The sequence below is a fragment of the Halomonas sp. KAO genome, from assembly GCF_015595025.1.
Lineage (GTDB): Bacteria > Pseudomonadota > Gammaproteobacteria > Pseudomonadales > Halomonadaceae > Halomonas.
Map to the genome: position 1 here is coordinate 40,581 of NZ_JADNRL010000018.1, position 14,996 is coordinate 55,576.

Consider the following 14,996-nt stretch of genomic DNA (forward strand, 5'->3'; position numbering starts at 1 on the left):
ACTGCCGACCATCATGGGGGCCAAGGTGGCCGCACCGGAGCGTCCGGCGATCGCCTACGCCGGTGACGGCGCCTGGGGCATGAGCCTGATGGAGATCATGACCGCGGTGCGTCACGACATTCCGGTGACCGCGGTGGTGTTCCATAACCGCCAGTGGGGCGCCGAGAAGAAGAACCAGGTCGAGTTCTACAACCGTCGCTTCGTGGCGGGCGAGCTGGACAACCAGAGCTTCGCCGAGATCGGTCGGGCGATGGGTGCCGAGGGCATCACCGTGGACCGTCTGGAAGACGTGGGCCCGGCGCTGAAGAAGGCCGTGGACATGCAGATGAACGAAGGCAAGACCTGCGTCATCGAGGTCATGTGCACCCGCGAGCTGGGCGACCCCTTCCGCCGTGACGCCCTGAAGAAGCCGGTGCGCATGCTCGAGAAGTATCAGGACTACGTCTGATCCTGAAGCTCTAATGTAAGGGCGTCCCCCCGCAGTACCGGGGGAAATGAAACCCCGGTTCAACGGCCTCATGCGCCGTTGAGCCGGGGTTTCCGTGTTCAGGTTTCATGTCAATTGGATGGCCATGGAGGTGGCGAACAACACTGCTCTTGCCGGCTTCTCTGGCCCAACAGCCGGTATGTATCTGGCGCTAATGTCCTGGGTGCTTTGTCAGTAGTCTTGGGTTGTACGCGGCCCAGGTGTCGCCACGATCAGCCAGCTGCCCGGCAGGGCAGTACCGATAACGACAACTCACCAGGAGTCCATCATGAGTCAGCCGACCACCGAGTTTCTGCAGGCCTTTAGCGATGCTCTCAACAATCACGACATCGACGCGATCATGTCGATGATGACCGATGACTGCGTCTTCCACGCCGTTGGCGGTCCCGATCTGCTTGGCAAGAGTTTTGTTGGTCAGGAGGAGGTGCGCCAGGGTCTCGAGAACGCCTGGAAGAGTGCTCCCGATGCCGCCTGGGTCGATGCCGAACATCATGTCGTCGGTGACAAGGGCTTCACCGAGTCGACCTACAAGGGTACCACCACCGACGGCGTACGCTCCGAGGCGCGCATGATCGACGCCTTCACTTTCCGCGATGGCAAGATCGCCGTGAAGAACGCCTTCCGCAAGAACCGTCCGCCCGTCAACGCCTGATTGCTTCGGGTTCGAGCACAGTATCCAGACTGCTAGGAGTCCGATCATGGAGACAACAATGCCAAGAAGCGGGGTGGAGAACGAGGCGACCAAGACCTCACCCGCCCAGCCATATGATCCGGCCTATGACCCCCTGAAGAGTACCACTCCGGGGACGGGTCGTGACTATGCGCCGACCTATTGGATCGGCACCGCCGGCGAGCCGCCGGCCGATGATGGGCCCATCACCCAGGACACGGATGCCGATGTGGTCATCATCGGTTCCGGCTTCACGGGACTCACGGCGGCGATCTTCCTGGCTCAGGAGTACGGCATCAAGGCCACCGTGCTCGAGGCCAATCGTACCAGCTGGGGCTGCTCGACCCGCAACGGCGGCCAGGCTCAGTGTGCCTCGGGTCGTCTCAAGCGCTCCCAGTGGATCCAGCGCTACGGCCTGGACACGGCGCTCAAGCTGCATCGCGAATGCCTCGATGGCATGGCGACGTTCAAGGAGCTGATCAAGGATATCGACTGCGAACCGCAGTCGGGTGGTCACCTCTACGTGGCCCACCGCGACAAGGTCATGCCGACCCTCGAGAAAGAGGCCAAGCTGCTGCGCGAGACCTTCGACTACGATGCCCGAATCCTCGATGCCGATACGGTGAAGCGTGAGTGGCTCGGCGACCAGGAAGCGGCCGGTGCCATGCACGAGCCCGAGGGCATCGGTATCCATGCCGGCAAGCTGGCCTTCGGTTATCACCGCAAGGCGCGGGCACTGGGCGTGAAGATCCATCCGGCAAGCCCGGTACAGGGTTTCGAGACCCGTGGCGGCGTGCACTATCTGCAGACCCCTGGGGGGGTGGTGAAGGCGCGGGCCGTGGGCATCGCCACCGGCGGCTACACCTCCCAAAGCCTGCATCGCGAGCTAAAGAACCGGCTGCTGCCGATCCTCTCGAACTCCATCGTCACGCGCAAGCTGACCGATGACGAGATCGAGGCCTGCGGCCTGCGCACGCGTCAGGTCATCACCGACACGCGCATTCTGCGTCACTACTATCGCCTGTTGCCGGACAACCGCCTGCAGATCGGCAGCCGCAGTGCCATCACGGGCCGGGACGCCCCACAGCAGAAGTACAAGGATATGCTGGTGGGTAACATGCACCGCAAGTTCCCGGCGCTCCAGGGCGTCGATATCGACTATTCCTGGTGGGGCTGGGTGGATGTCAGTCACGACATGATGCCACGCATCCATCAGCCCGATGCCAAGGAGACGGTCTACTACGCCCTGGGCTACGGCGGCAACGGCGTGATGTACTCCGCCCAGGCGGGGCGGCGTTTGGCACAGTGGATCGCCGGTCATGGCCAGGAGCTGGATCTGCCGATCTTCACCTCCAAACTGCCGTACCCGAATGTCCGTGAGATGGTTGAGTCACAGGCCTTCGCGCCCTTCCGGCGCTTCGGCCAGCGTTTCCTGTATCGCTGGTACCACCTAAAGGATGAGGTGCTCTGAGCGTCGATTACCGGCTTGGCGGGTCTGGGCCCGCCGAACCGTTATCGCGCTCCTTAGTCACCAGCTCTGCTCGATGAAGGAAGTCAGAGCAGGATTGGTGTTATCAGCATGCCAGGCGAGCTCAATACTCAGCCTGGCATTGCTGTTTTCCAGCGGACGAATGGCGATGTCACTGCGTTCGTGGCTCAGCTCGCAATCCGGATAGAGGGTTACGCCCATTCGGGCAGCCACTAGCCCGAAGATGCTGTCGCTATTGGGTGCTTCCAGCGCGACACGAGGAATGAACCCTGATTTGAGACAGTAGGACTGCAGGTGAGGAATGAAATGACGCCAGCTATCGGAGTTGCCGAGTATAAAAGGTTCATTGGCTAGGGCCTCGAGGGGAATTGCCCGCCATTCTGCCAACGGGTGGTCGCGAGGTAATACCGCTACATAGGGCGCCTGGTAGAAGGTGCGATGAACGATCTTGTCGGATGTTACAGGGCCGATCAAGAGTCCCAGGTCGAGCCGGCCGGCTTCCAGATCTTCCAGCTGAGCGTGGGAGTCGCGCCGTCTCAGCTCGATACTGACATCGGGAAAGGCCTCGTAGAATCGTGACAGACGCCTGGGTAGAGGTCCATTGATGGCAAAGTCGATATACCCGATCGCCAAGTGACCGGATTCGCCGCCAGCCGCTCTAATGGCACTGGCGCCGGCATCCTCCAGGATGTCGGCCGCTTTCCTACATTCCCTATAAAACGCCTCTCCTCCCGCCGTTAGCGCGACATTGCGGTTGTCTCGTTTAAGCAGTGTCACACCTAGCTGCGTCTCGAGTTGACGGATTGCCCTGCTGACCGCCGGTTGTGCCACGTGAAGCCGCTCTGACGCGCGGCGGAAATGCAGTTCTTCAGCAACTGCCATGAAATAGCGTATCTGAGACTGTAGATAACGACTCATTTGATGCCTTGGGAGTATCAGTTGTTAGCGTTTTGATATTATACGAGGCGACTTTGTCTCGCTACCTTGAGAGGTGCAGTGCAGGTCGCCCAAGCGACTCGCCCCTTCGAATTACCTGACAACAAACTAACAAGGTAGGTAATTATGACTTTAGTGAATATCAATGCGCGCCGTCTGTGGCAGCGAATCATGTCCATGGCGGAAATCGGCGCTACCTCTTTAGGAGGGAGTTCGCGTTTGGCGTTGACCGACGAGGATCGTTGTGGTCGTGACCTGTTCATCGAGTGGTGTCGCCAAGCCAACTGTGAGGTTCGTATCGACCGCCTGGGTAATATCTTTGCCCGCCGGCCCGGGACCGACCCCGAATGCCTCCCCATCGCCTGCGGAAGCCATCTGGACACTCAGCCTCTAGGGGGTCGTTTCGATGGTGTCTTTGGCGTGCTGGCTGGCCTGGAAGTGCTCGAGACACTCAATGACAACGGCATACAGACTCGCAGCCCGCTGGAGGTCTGCGTATGGACCAACGAGGAGGGGGCACGTTTCACGCCGCCGATGCTGGCCTCCGGGGTTCATGCAGGTGTCTATTCGCTGGAGTATGCGCTGGCCCGTCAGGACGACCATGGTATCTCCCTGGCGGAGGCCTTGGAGGCTATTGGCTATGTCGGTGAGGTGGCCTGTGGCAGTCATCGGCTGGGGGCTTTCTTGGAGGCCCATATCGAGCAGGGGCCAGTCCTCGAGCGGGAGCAGAAGACCGTCGGTGTGGTGTCCGGTGTCCAGGGTTCACGCTGGTATCGAGTGTCGCTGACCGGGCAGGAAGCGCATACCGGCTCCACTCCGATGCTGGGGCGGCGGGATGCGCTTGCCGCCGCCGCCCGTCTAATCGTGGAGGTGCAGGCGATCGCCGACGCTCATGCGCCCCTGGCCGTGGCTAGTGTCGGACATATCGAGAATGTGCCGAACTCACCCAACACCCTCTCTGGCCAGGTGGAGCTGACAATTGATATGCGCCACCCCCGTGTCGAGGGGCAGGCGTCGATGGAGAGCGCGCTCAGGCAGGCGAGCGCGAAGGTAGCAGAGGATACCTCTGTCGTGGTTCAGCTCAACCGGATCATGGATACACCCCCCGTTGATTTTCATCCTGACTGTATCGAGGTCATCGAAGAGGCCGCCAGCTCCAGGGGCTATCGTTACCGCCGCATGTTGTCAGGTGCCGGCCATGATGCCTGTCATCTTGCCGGTGTGACGCCTACGGCAATGATCTTCGTGCCCTGTGCCGGCGGTCTGAGCCACAACGAGGCCGAGAGCGCCGAGCTGAACGACCTGGCAGCGGGCACCAATGTGCTGCTTGATGCGATGCTGCATCTTGCCGAGCAGCCCCCTGAGGCTGATCAGGTCAGGGCTTCGGCGACCGCAGCCGCGGAGTGCAGTCAGCACTGATACGAGCAGCGACAAGCCACCAACAGCTACGCATGCAGGCAATAACTCGCAACAAACAGCGTCAACAACAATAAGCACGAGGACTATCGTATGGAGTGGTACTACGGCTATATCGTGGCGTACTTCACGAGCATGTTCGCCATCGGTTTCTACTATTTTCTAAAGGTCAAGAACTCCGATGACTACCTGATTGCCGGGTGGAATATGGGGTTCTGGAAGATCGTAGGGACCCATATCAGTACCAACTGTGGCGCAGCCGTGTTCATCGGCTGGATCGGCATGGGTTTCACCGTTGGCATGTCGGGCTACTTCAAGTTCGCCGCACCGGCACTGCTGACCAGTATGCTGCTGATCATCCTGTTCAGCGCCCCTCTTCGTCGCCAACGGCTTTACACCTTGGCTGATCTTTTCGGCGAGCGGTTCGGCGCTCGGGTCGGATTGTTGCCCTCGGTGTTTTCCGCCTTTGTATACTCGGTGCCGACTACGGCACTGCAAATCGTCGGTATGAGCACCATCTTCCATATTGTCTTCAACATGGACGTCAAGGTAGGTATCGCTCTCTCCTTTGCGTTGATCTTGGGCTTCACCATTCTTGGTGGGTTGGTGGCCACCATCGTAACCGATGCTCTGCAGAGTGTGATCGTGGTGCTAGGTATCGTGATTCTGGCCGTGGTCGTGGTCAACTTCGGTGGTGGCTTCTCATCGATCATTGCCAATACGCCGGTGGACTACATCAGTCCAACGGGAGCAGGAGGGCTGAGCGATGTGCTGGTATTTGCGTTGACCGTGGCACCCTTCTATCTGGTGTGGCAGTCAACCTGGCAGCGCATTTTCGCCTCCAAGGACGAGCGGGTGGCGGTAAAGGCCGGCGTGACCGCCTATGCCTCACTGTTGGTGCTCACCCTGCTTCCTTTCGGTATCGGCGTGGTGGCCCGTCAGTTCGTCCCTCTCGACATGAACCCAAACCTGATCTTCTCCTATGTGACGGTTGAGCTGTTGCACCCGGCGGTCGGTGGCATCGTGGTCGTGGGTCTGCTCTCTGCGCTGATGACCGGTGCCGACTCCTTTATCCTTCAGGGTGCCTCGAATATCTCTCAGGACATCTACGCTCGAATGATCAACCCTGATGCCAACAACGATCAGAAGATGTTCGTGGCCAGGCTTAGTGTGGTGTTGATCGCAGTAGCGGCTCTCGGCGTTGCCTTCCTGATGACCGATATCATCTCGCTCTATCAGTGGGCACTGCGGCTGTCTGCGACAACCCTGGTGATTCCTTTCCTGGCGATTATGTTCTGGAGTCGGGTGACCGGGAAAGCCGTCATGGCGGGCATGATCCTGGCTTGTGCGACTACCTTGATCTGGCCGCTTTTCGATACCGGAATCGACCAGGTCTTTGCTGGTTTCCTGGTTTCTCTAGTGGTCATCGTGGGCGGAAGCTTGATCACCAAACATGGAGCAGAGGAGAGCGTGGCCGCCGTTTTCTGGGACGACTTGCCCTCCGCCTCGGCGCGACACCAGGAGCCGATTTCTGACACCCCCACCATTCAGGGTAGCCCCAAGGAGCAGTTGCAATGATCCGAGTCTATGAGGCCAGCAAGATCATCACCATGAACCCTTCACAGCCCGTGGCTACTCATGTGGCAGTAAAGGACGGCCGTATCTTGGCGGTGGGGGATATGGCAGTGATGCAGGAGCTTGGCGAGATTGAGGTGGATCGTCGCTTCGCCGACAACTGCCTGATGCCGGGTTTTGTCGAAGGTCATAGCCATGCCCTGGAGGGGGCCATGTGGGAGTACCCCTACGTGGGGTACTTCCCGCGCCGCGATCCTGAGGGGGAACGCTGGGCCGGTGCCCAGACCTTCGAGGCCGTTCAAACGCTGCTGCGAGATCAGGCGGCGGGGTTGCCGCCGGGTCAGCCACTGATCGCCTGGGGGTTCGACCCGGTCTACTTCGAGGGTGCCAGGCTCGACCGCAGACAGCTGGATGAGGCGGTCAACGACCGCCCTCTGGTGATCCTGCACGCCAGCCTACACGTGATGACCGTCAACTCTGCGATGCTCGAGCATGCAGGGCTGCACCAGCACGTGGCGATTGAAGGCATCATGCTTGGCGAAGACGGCCGACCTAACGGCGAACTTCAGGAAATGGCCGCCATGCACGCTGTCTTCGAAACCCTGGGCATGAATCTTTTCGAGATGGTAGGCGTCCCAGAGACGTTGCACCGTTACGGTAGAGTCGCCCGCAATGCCGGGGTGACCACCATTACGGATCTCTATAATCCATTGACCGATGAGGGTATCGCAACACTCAAGGAGGTAACCGCCGAGGAGAGCTATCCGGTGCGTCTGGTACCTGCTATGGCAGCGCTTGCCTGGTCGGTGGAAGATGGCATCCAGCGCCTGCAGGGCTGCCTCGAGCAAGGCAACGATAAGCTGCATTTCGGACCAGTTAAACTGATGACCGACGGCTCGATTCAGGGCTACACCGCACGCCTCAAGTGGCCGCATTATCATGATGGCCATGCCAATGGCATCTGGAATGCCCCCCCGGAGACACTCAGAGAGATAGTCGAAGCCTACCATCAGGCCGGTATCCAGCTGCATATCCATACCAACGGCGATGAGGCCGTCGAGTTGATGCTGGATGCGCTGCAGGGGGCATTGACGTTCTGGCCCAGGTGCGATCATCGCCACACCCTTCAGCACTGCCAGGTGATCGACCATGCCCAGATGCGACGAGCTGCCGTTCAGGACCTATGCCTGAACATGTTCGCCAACCATCTCTACTACTGGGGTGATATTCATCGCCAGCGTACCCTGGGGCATGAACGCTGCCAGCGACTCGAACCGCTGGCCAGCGCTGCACGATTAAGGATTCCCACTGCCATCCACAGTGATGCCCCGGTCACCCCGCTGGGGCCGCTATTCACCGCTTGGTGCGCGGTCATGCGCCAGACTGCCACGGGTCAGGTGTTGGGTGAGAGGGAGCGGGTTTCAGTCCAGCAGGCATTGGAGATGGTTACGCTGGGAGCCGCCTATACGTTGCACCTTGATCATCTGGTGGGCAGCCTTGAAATCGGCAAGTTCGCCGATATGGTCGCGTTGGACCGTGATCCGCTGGCGTCACCGCCGCAGGACCTGAAGGATATCCAGGTATTGGCAACGGTGCTGGGAGGGCGCGTGCATGAGGCCGAGTGAGGTGGCTGAGGCGCCGCTTACGGTAATCAGCGGCTTTTTGGGTGCGGGCAAGACGACCTATCTCAATGAGCTGATTCGGCAAGGGATTCCCGAGGACTCGCTGATAGTGATCAACGATTTTGGCGATATCAATATCGATGCCGAGCTGATCGATTACCGCGATGATCGAATGATCCAGCTGAGCAATGGTTGTCTCTGCTGCACCCTGGGGGGCACTCTGGCCGAGCAGCTGGCCGAGGCCATGCGACTCAAGCAGGCGCCGCGAGCGGTGTTTATCGAGACCAGCGGGGTCGCCGATCCTGCGCGCATCGCCGATATTGCCCGTGTTTCGAAACGCCTGAAGCTCGAGGAGGTCGTTTGCCTGGTCGACGGCAGTCGTATCGAGACCCATCGCGACGATCGGCTGGTCGGCGAAACCTGGCACGCCCAGATTCGCGCCGCGACACGTCTGTTGGTCAACCGACTTACCGGGGCTGATAAGCCACAGGCGCTGCTTGACGGACTACAGAAGCTGAATCCGGAGGCGCTAATTGAGCCTATGGAGGAGGGAAGCGCACGCGAGGTGCGTCCTACGCCAGCACGGACTTTCATGACACCGGTTGCTACTGGGGCACCACTGGATCACGCCGGCGGTGGCCCGGGTGGCTGGCGTTCGGCAAGCTTGACGATGTCCAGCGCCGTGGATCTAGAACGGCTACAGGAGCTTCTGCTTGAACATGATGATGTGCTGCTGCGTGCCAAGGGGTTTGTTCATTGTCAGCGCCGAAATAGCCGACAGCTGCTGCAGTTCAGCGGTGGGCGACTGCATTTTCGGCCGGCGCCAGTGGCCGGCCATAATCAGGTGGTCTGTATCGGTCGCGCTGGCAAGCGTTTTGAGGCGCTATTGACCACGCTGGCGACCCTGTGACTGCGGCCGAGTGGTGATAGTTGGTGTGGGGGCCATTCCCTGAGCGCGGCGCTAGATCGAAGGCGGGGTATCACAGGCCTGCATGGCCAGCGGTATCAGTGCCGCAAGGCGTGCGATCCCCTCCTCGATACGATCATCGGCAATCGCCGAAAAGCCGAGTCGGAAGTACTCTCTACGAGGAGTATCGAAGAAGTGGATGTCGCCGCATTCGATCAGAATGCTCTGCTCGGCGGCCAGGCGCCTGAGCTTTTGGCAATCGAGGCCCTCAGGCCCCTTGATCCAGAAGCAGGAACCACCGTAGGTGGAAGGCAACGCTGCGTGAGGCATATGACGGGCAAGGGCATCTCTCATCAGCTGCCAGCGTCTGTGGTATGCCTGATGCATCTGGCGCAGCAGGGCGTCGTGATAGCCGCGGTCGAGAAACAGCGCCACGGCACGCTGGTTGTTGGTCGGCGGATGCCGCAGCATCAAGCGTCTCAGCGCTCGAGCTTCGCGAATCAACGTGGGGTGGCCGACCATATAGCCCAGACGTAGCCCGGGTGCCAGGGTCTTGGAGAGACTGCCTACATAGATGACCCGCTTGTGGCGATCCAGGCTCTTGAGTGCCGGAGTGGGGGTATCCAGATAATTGGTTTCACTCTCGTAGTCGTCTTCGATGATCAGGAAGTTATGGATCTCGGCCATGTCCAGCAGTTTACGCCGACGCTCCAGAGGCATGGTGACCGTGGTTGGTGATTGATGGCTGGGCGTGGCATAGACGAGATCGCAACTTGCGATATCGGCGTCCAGTCGCATCCCCTGCTCATCGACCGGTAGCAGCAGAATATCGTCCGTAAAGGTACGTGCGGTGTTGTAAACATCAACGTAGCCCGGGTTTTCCATGCCGAATCGCCGCCCGGCCTTGAGCATCAGCATGCAGGTGATCCATAGCGCCTGTTGGGCACCCACCGTCACCAGGATCTCCTCGGGTTTGGCCCAGACTCCGCGGCGGGGGAGCAGGCGCTGGTGGATTTGCTCGATCAGCATCGGGTCATCGTTGTTGAGGTGATCCACGGCCCAGCTGTGGATGGCCGGTACGCTCATCGAGTCGCGACTACACTCGCGCCAGCGTTGGGTAGGGAACAGGTCAGGATCGATCTGGCCGTACAGGAACGGGTAGTCGTAGCTGGGCCAGTCATTGGGCTTGTTGATGGTCTTCTGCCGGGATGGATGCATGGTCAGGAGCTCCTCCCAGGGCAGTCGGTCGGCTTCGATATCATTGAGACGTACCGGCTTTTCGGCGTGGCCCTTTAGGATCTCGGGGTTGACGAAGTAGCCGCTGCGCTTCCTGGCGATCAGATAACCGTCGTCCAGCAACTGTTCATAGGCCAGCATCACGGTGTTGCGGGCCACGTTCAGGTCCCTGGCCAGCTTGCGGCTCGAGGGGAGGGCCTGCTCCAGTGGCAGGTGGCCGTTGAGGATGGCGCGAGCGATCTGTTCCCGAAGCTGACGCTGCAGGCTATCAGGCAGATTGGGATCGAGATGGAAAAGTAGCTCGCTCATGGGTGCGCTGTCCTCATCTTACCAACGGTGGAATGGGCTGTGCCGCCATGGCTCGATGGCAGTTCGCGTTGGTGGTGCTGTCCATTGTACTTGGTCATTTTCCTTTATAAATCCATTTGTTACAGCTGGACCAAAGGGTAATGCCGCACTGGTACTAGTCGGTGGTCTGGTAAGTGCGTAGAACCCGAAGTATGGAAAGGTGATAACTCCTGTTCCATGCAAGGAGATGGAGGAGAGTAGGGCCTGAAGGGACGAGACACCACCCTGGCATGACTCCCCGAGTGTTGACGTGCCGGCAGAGCCCTCTTCGATGATCAGTGTTGCTGGTCACCTGCCATTTACCTGTCGTCAACGACAACAACAACCCTTGGAGCTCCCTATGCGTATTCAGAAACTTGTTCTTCCCATGGCGGTATCCGCTGTGAGCCTTGCGCTGAGTGGCAACGCGATGGCCGAGACCTGGAAAATGGCAGTCGGCGACGCCGCCGGTGGCACCCAGTATGAACTTGGCAAGACCTTTGCCGAACTGATCGAGGAGAAGACCGACGGCGATGTCACCGTGGACCTCTTTCCCAATGGTCAGCTCGGTAGCGAACAGGACACCGTCAACAATGCCAGCATGGGCTTGCTGGACCTCTCCATCGTCGCCATCAACAACATCACCCCGTTCTCGCCGACAGTGGGGGTGCTGACACTGCCCTACGTCATCCAGGGGGCCGAAGATGCCAAGCTGCTGACCCAGGGGGAGGTCGGTGAGGAGCTGGCCGAGAATACCATTCGAGATGCGGGTGTGCGTCTTCTCGGTTGGGCTTATTCAGGCTGCCGTCGTCTGACCAACTCCGCACGTCCAGTGGCTGAGCCGGCCGATCTCGACGGCCTGGTGATTCGAGTGCCCAAGAACGAGATCATGATTTCTGCCTACCAGTCCTGGGGCGTCAACCCCAACCCGCTGGCGTGGTCGGAAACCTTCACTGCCCTGCAGCAGGGTGTGGTCGATGGGCAGGATAACCCCTATATCACCATCGACGCCATGAAGTTCTACGAGGTTCAGGACTATGTTACCGACAGCTGTTATGTCTTCTCGCTGGAGCCGCTGATCATTGGCGAGGGGCAATTCCAGAGCCTGAGCCCAGAGCTTCAAACAGCCGTGCTTGAGGCTGGTCAGGAAGCCACCGAGCACAGCTACAGCTACCTGCTGGAAAGCGAAGAAGCCATCAAGCAGCGCCTGGTGGAAGAGCACGGCATGGAGATCGTCGAGCCTGCCAATGACGAGCAGGAGTGGATCGAGCTTGCCACCGGCATCTGGCCTGACTTCTACGACAGCATCGGAGGCAAGGAAAAGCTGGACGAGGTTCTCGCCACGCTGGGTCGAGAGCCCGCTCCGGAGCAGTGATCCCGGTTTTATCATGATGGCGTGAAACGCCCCCTGCTCCGGCCGTTGGCCGGGGTAGGGCTGTTCCTAGAAGGTTCTCGCCTCAGGGGGTCGGCTTAATGAAACACTTCTTCAAGCTAATCGATAATCTGGAGAACTATCTCTGCCAGTTTCTCCTGGTTACCTTCGTAGCGCTGCTTTTCGCACAGATTCTGCTGCGCAACCTGTTCAGCTACTCGCTTCCATGGGGCGATGAGCTGGCGACATACGCCTTCGTCTGGTTTGCCTATCTCGGGGCGGTATATGCCACCAAGATGTCGGCGCACAACCGAGTGACGTTCCAGTTCAAGTTTCTTCCGCGCTGGGTGGAAAAGGTTTGTGGTCTTTTGACCGACCTGATCTGGATCGGATTCAATGCTGTATTTATCTATATGAGCTATGACTTCGTGTTCAACAGGATGAACCTGTTCTGGAAGTCTCAGACACTGGGCGTTCCGATGAAGTATTTCTATCTGATTCTTCCGATCGCCTTCACTGCCATGACGATCCGCATTCTTCAGAATAACTATTTAAGATTCATCAAGAAGGTAGATATCGTCGACCCCGAATCCCAGGAAGTCGAAAAACTCAAAAACACCGGTGGTGACGTGCAAGACACACCGGAAGGCGGGGAGAGATAGGCATGGATACGACGATTATTTACGTCCTGTTTGGGGTCTTCTTCCTGCTGTTGATCCTCGGAGCCCCGATCACAGTCTCCCTGGGGGTGGCCGCGCTGGCTACCTACCTCAGCTTGGGGGAAAACCCCATGGCATTCGTGCAGATCGCCTTCACCTCGGTGGGATCCTTTCCGCTGATGGCGTTGCCGGCGTTTATTCTTGCGGGAGCACTAATGGAGGCCGCGGGTATCTCCAAGCGGCTGGTGGATATCGCCGAGGCCTTCGCCGGACCGGTGACCGGTGGGCTGGCAGCGGCTACGGTGTTTGCCTGCATGTTCTTTGGCGCGATCTCGGGCTCCGGCCCCGCCACTACCGCGGCGGTAGGCATGCTGATGATCCCGGCCATGGCCAACCGTGGCTATGATCGAGGCTACGGCTCGGCCATTACCGCCTCCTCGGGTGGGCTGGGTGTTGTGATACCGCCGTCGATTCCCATGGTGATCTTCGGCATATCGGGTATGGGGCTGCAACCACCGCCGGAAGCCGTCGCCGAGCATGGCGCCTTTCAGACACTCTCCATTCCCAAGCTCTTTATCGCCGGCATCCTGCCGGGTGTCGTGATCGCCAGCTGCCTCTTGAGCATCAACTACTTTATTTCACGCAAGCGTGGCTATCGAGGCTTGACCGATCACTGGTCCTGGCCGCAGATCCGCGGCACCCTGCGCAAGGGTGTCTGGTCGATGCTGGCGCCCATCATCATTCTGGGGGGCATCTATAGCGGTCTATTCACGCCTACCGAGTCCGCTGTCGTGGCTATCGTCTATACCTTGATCGTCGGCACCTTCCTGCACAAGGAGCTTGCATGGAAGCCCGCCATGCGGACGTTGGAGACCACCACCTGGATCACTGGACGCGTGTTGCTGATACTGTTCACGGCCACGGTCTTTGGGCGTCTGTTGGTGGAGCAGCGGGTACCGGCCTATATTGCCGAGGGAATGTTGAGCTTTACCGATAACATCTACCTGATCTGGGGCATGGTAATCTTCTTCCTGCTGTTTGTGGGTATGTTCATGGAGACTCTGGCGGCAATCATGATTCTGACGCCGGTGCTGCTGCCTATCATGTACATGCTGGGGATGGATCCGGTGCATGTGGGCATCGTCGTGGTCTGTGCCCTGGCGATTGGCTTCCAGACGCCACCACTGGGTGAGAATCTGTTCGTTGCTTCGGGTATTGGAGGAGCATCGATCGAGGAAATATCGCTCAAGGCACTACCTTTTGCCGGTGCTTCGATCGTGGCACTCTTTATCATTGCCTATTTCCCGCAGATCTCGCTGTGGTTACCCAGCCTGCTGGGCTACTGATCGGCCCACGATGAATCGCCATCAAGCCATGATGCTGGTGGCGGTCGAGGAGGAAGCATGAGTCATGGTATAGAGCGCATCCTGTGCTGCGTGGGTCTACGTGCCGATAGCGACTACGTGTTGCATCGAGCGATCTCCCTGGCACTGGCAACACAGGCCGAGCTGCATGTCTTACATGCGGTCAAGGCACTTCCCGATGAAATGGCGAACACGCTGAAGGTCAACATTCGTGATCGTGACGTGCTAAATACATTAATGGAGCAGCGCATCGAGCAGGCTCGAGTTGAACTGGAAACCAGGCTCGATGCCTTCTGGCAACGCCACTCGCAACTGCATGAGGCCCTTGGCGACCGACAGATAGGTTGCACCGTGCTGGAAGGCTATCCATCGTCGGTAATTTCCCATTTTGCCAGCCGGGGAAAGTTTGACATGATCGTGGTAGCCGCCAACAAGCGTAGCTTTTCTGCCAGCTACGCGGGCAAGGTAACCAAGGGGGTGATCAAGAGGGCCAAAATTCCGGTAGTGGTGGTACCCAAGAGTTCTTGATAAGCAATGCATGAGTCGTTGGTTGATATAGGCAGAGATCGGGTTAGGTAACTCAGATTTGGAAAATGTCAGGCGCCACCCTTTAAAATGGGTGGCGTTTTTTTGTAAACACCAGCGATGTTCTTCAGTTATAAACTAACGTCAATTAGATGTTGGTCGCTGTGGTCCAATGTGGAAATCATTTCTGGACCTATCGGCTCTGTGGGTGACGTCCTAGTATCGAGTGTTGATATGGATTGGGAAAAAACCTTGTAGTCGTATGGATTGTGGCTATTTAAAGCAATGAGAGCCGCTTGTTGCCAAGGGCTTTATGCTTTTTTGCTGGTTCCAGGTTTCGCAAGAAGCCCAAGGTGGGACAAGAAGAAACGTAACCTAAAGACTTCCATAGGATGCCGGAAAAAATAGATT

At 58.7% G+C, this 14,996-nt stretch carries 13 protein-coding genes; 11 read left to right on the forward strand and 2 right to left on the reverse strand.

Features of this window, described 5'->3' with window-relative positions; translation table 11 throughout:
- The 3 genes from IOC61_RS06115 to IOC61_RS06125 all read left to right on the forward strand — a co-directional run.
- A partial coding sequence (locus IOC61_RS06115; protein WP_229332966.1) for a thiamine pyrophosphate-dependent enzyme occupies positions 1 to 448 on the forward strand: 448 nt, incomplete at its 5' end.
- Positions 449 to 755: 307 nt separating this feature from the next.
- The gene (locus tag IOC61_RS06120; RefSeq protein ID WP_195687983.1) at positions 756 to 1,139 is read left to right on the forward strand and encodes a nuclear transport factor 2 family protein; all 384 of its coding nucleotides are present in this window, start codon (positions 756 to 758) and stop codon (positions 1,137 to 1,139) included.
- Between the two features lie 46 nt (positions 1,140 to 1,185).
- Complete coding sequence (locus IOC61_RS06125; protein ID WP_195687984.1) at positions 1,186 to 2,628, forward strand: NAD(P)/FAD-dependent oxidoreductase; 1,443 nt, start codon at positions 1,186 to 1,188, stop codon at positions 2,626 to 2,628.
- 57 nt (positions 2,629 to 2,685) lie between these two features.
- Here the strand turns inward: IOC61_RS06125 and IOC61_RS06130 are convergent, their stop codons facing one another.
- Entirely contained in the window at positions 2,686 to 3,564 is an 879-nt protein-coding gene (locus IOC61_RS06130; RefSeq protein WP_267491278.1) for a LysR family transcriptional regulator, read from the reverse strand.
- Between the two features lie 144 nt (positions 3,565 to 3,708).
- Between IOC61_RS06130 and IOC61_RS06135 the strand changes: the two genes are divergently transcribed.
- The 4 genes from IOC61_RS06135 (at position 3,709) to IOC61_RS06150 (ending at position 9,105) form a co-directional block, all read left to right on the forward strand.
- Positions 3,709 to 5,001 (forward strand): Zn-dependent hydrolase, encoded by a 1,293-nt coding sequence (locus IOC61_RS06135; protein WP_195687986.1) that lies wholly within the window; start codon positions 3,709 to 3,711, stop codon positions 4,999 to 5,001.
- A 90-nt stretch (positions 5,002 to 5,091) separates the two neighbouring features.
- Complete coding sequence (locus IOC61_RS06140) at positions 5,092 to 6,576, forward strand: sodium:solute symporter family protein (protein WP_195687987.1); 1,485 nt, start codon at positions 5,092 to 5,094, stop codon at positions 6,574 to 6,576.
- Positions 6,573 to 8,198: an amidohydrolase gene (locus IOC61_RS06145; RefSeq protein ID WP_195687988.1), complete on the forward strand. Its 1,626-nt coding sequence runs from the start codon at positions 6,573 to 6,575 to the stop codon at positions 8,196 to 8,198. Before IOC61_RS06140 ends, IOC61_RS06145 begins: the two co-directional genes overlap by 4 nt.
- Positions 8,185 to 9,105 carry a CobW family GTP-binding protein gene (locus tag IOC61_RS06150; RefSeq protein ID WP_195687989.1) on the forward strand — a complete coding sequence of 307 codons (921 nt, stop codon included), beginning with the start codon at positions 8,185 to 8,187 and terminating at the stop codon, positions 9,103 to 9,105. Before IOC61_RS06145 ends, IOC61_RS06150 begins: the two co-directional genes overlap by 14 nt.
- A gap of 51 nt (positions 9,106 to 9,156) precedes the next feature.
- Here IOC61_RS06150 and IOC61_RS06155 read toward each other — a convergent pair whose 3' ends face one another.
- Positions 9,157 to 10,647, reverse strand: a complete 1,491-nt coding sequence (locus IOC61_RS06155; RefSeq protein ID WP_195687990.1) for a PLP-dependent aminotransferase family protein — start codon at positions 10,645 to 10,647, stop codon at positions 9,157 to 9,159.
- A gap of 379 nt (positions 10,648 to 11,026) precedes the next feature.
- Between IOC61_RS06155 and IOC61_RS06160 the strand changes: the two genes are divergently transcribed.
- The 4 genes from IOC61_RS06160 (at position 11,027) to IOC61_RS06175 (ending at position 14,588) form a co-directional block, all read left to right on the forward strand.
- Positions 11,027 to 12,040, forward strand: a complete 1,014-nt coding sequence (locus IOC61_RS06160; protein WP_195687991.1) for a TRAP transporter substrate-binding protein — start codon at positions 11,027 to 11,029, stop codon at positions 12,038 to 12,040.
- 98 nt (positions 12,041 to 12,138) lie between these two features.
- The gene (locus IOC61_RS06165) at positions 12,139 to 12,699 is read left to right on the forward strand and encodes a TRAP transporter small permease (RefSeq protein ID WP_195687992.1); all 561 of its coding nucleotides are present in this window, start codon (positions 12,139 to 12,141) and stop codon (positions 12,697 to 12,699) included.
- Between the two features lie 2 nt (positions 12,700 to 12,701).
- Positions 12,702 to 14,042, forward strand: a complete 1,341-nt coding sequence (locus IOC61_RS06170) for a TRAP transporter large permease (RefSeq protein ID WP_195687993.1) — start codon at positions 12,702 to 12,704, stop codon at positions 14,040 to 14,042.
- 57 nt (positions 14,043 to 14,099) lie between these two features.
- Complete coding sequence (locus tag IOC61_RS06175; RefSeq protein WP_195687994.1) at positions 14,100 to 14,588, forward strand: universal stress protein; 489 nt, start codon at positions 14,100 to 14,102, stop codon at positions 14,586 to 14,588.
- Positions 14,589 to 14,996: the final 408 nt, after the last annotated feature.

Bases quoted from the DNA above. Each gene is read 5' to 3' on its own strand.
- IOC61_RS06120 (WP_195687983.1), top strand. From the start codon at position 756: ATGAGTCAGCCGACCACCGAGTTTCTGCAGGCCTTTAGCGATGCTCTC.
- IOC61_RS06125 (WP_195687984.1), top strand. From the start codon at position 1,186: ATGGAGACAACAATGCCAAGAAGCGGGGTGGAGAACGAGGCGACCAAG.
- IOC61_RS06130 (WP_267491278.1), bottom strand. From the start codon at position 3,564: ATGAGTCGTTATCTACAGTCTCAGATACGCTATTTCATGGCAGTTGCT.
- IOC61_RS06135 (WP_195687986.1), top strand. From the start codon at position 3,709: ATGACTTTAGTGAATATCAATGCGCGCCGTCTGTGGCAGCGAATCATG.
- IOC61_RS06140 (WP_195687987.1), top strand. From the start codon at position 5,092: ATGGAGTGGTACTACGGCTATATCGTGGCGTACTTCACGAGCATGTTC.
- IOC61_RS06145 (WP_195687988.1), top strand. From the start codon at position 6,573: ATGATCCGAGTCTATGAGGCCAGCAAGATCATCACCATGAACCCTTCA.
- IOC61_RS06150 (WP_195687989.1), top strand. From the start codon at position 8,185: ATGAGGCCGAGTGAGGTGGCTGAGGCGCCGCTTACGGTAATCAGCGGC.
- IOC61_RS06155 (WP_195687990.1), bottom strand. From the start codon at position 10,647: ATGAGCGAGCTACTTTTCCATCTCGATCCCAATCTGCCTGATAGCCTG.
- IOC61_RS06160 (WP_195687991.1), top strand. From the start codon at position 11,027: ATGCGTATTCAGAAACTTGTTCTTCCCATGGCGGTATCCGCTGTGAGC.
- IOC61_RS06165 (WP_195687992.1), top strand. From the start codon at position 12,139: ATGAAACACTTCTTCAAGCTAATCGATAATCTGGAGAACTATCTCTGC.
- IOC61_RS06170 (WP_195687993.1), top strand. From the start codon at position 12,702: ATGGATACGACGATTATTTACGTCCTGTTTGGGGTCTTCTTCCTGCTG.
- IOC61_RS06175 (WP_195687994.1), top strand. From the start codon at position 14,100: ATGAGTCATGGTATAGAGCGCATCCTGTGCTGCGTGGGTCTACGTGCC.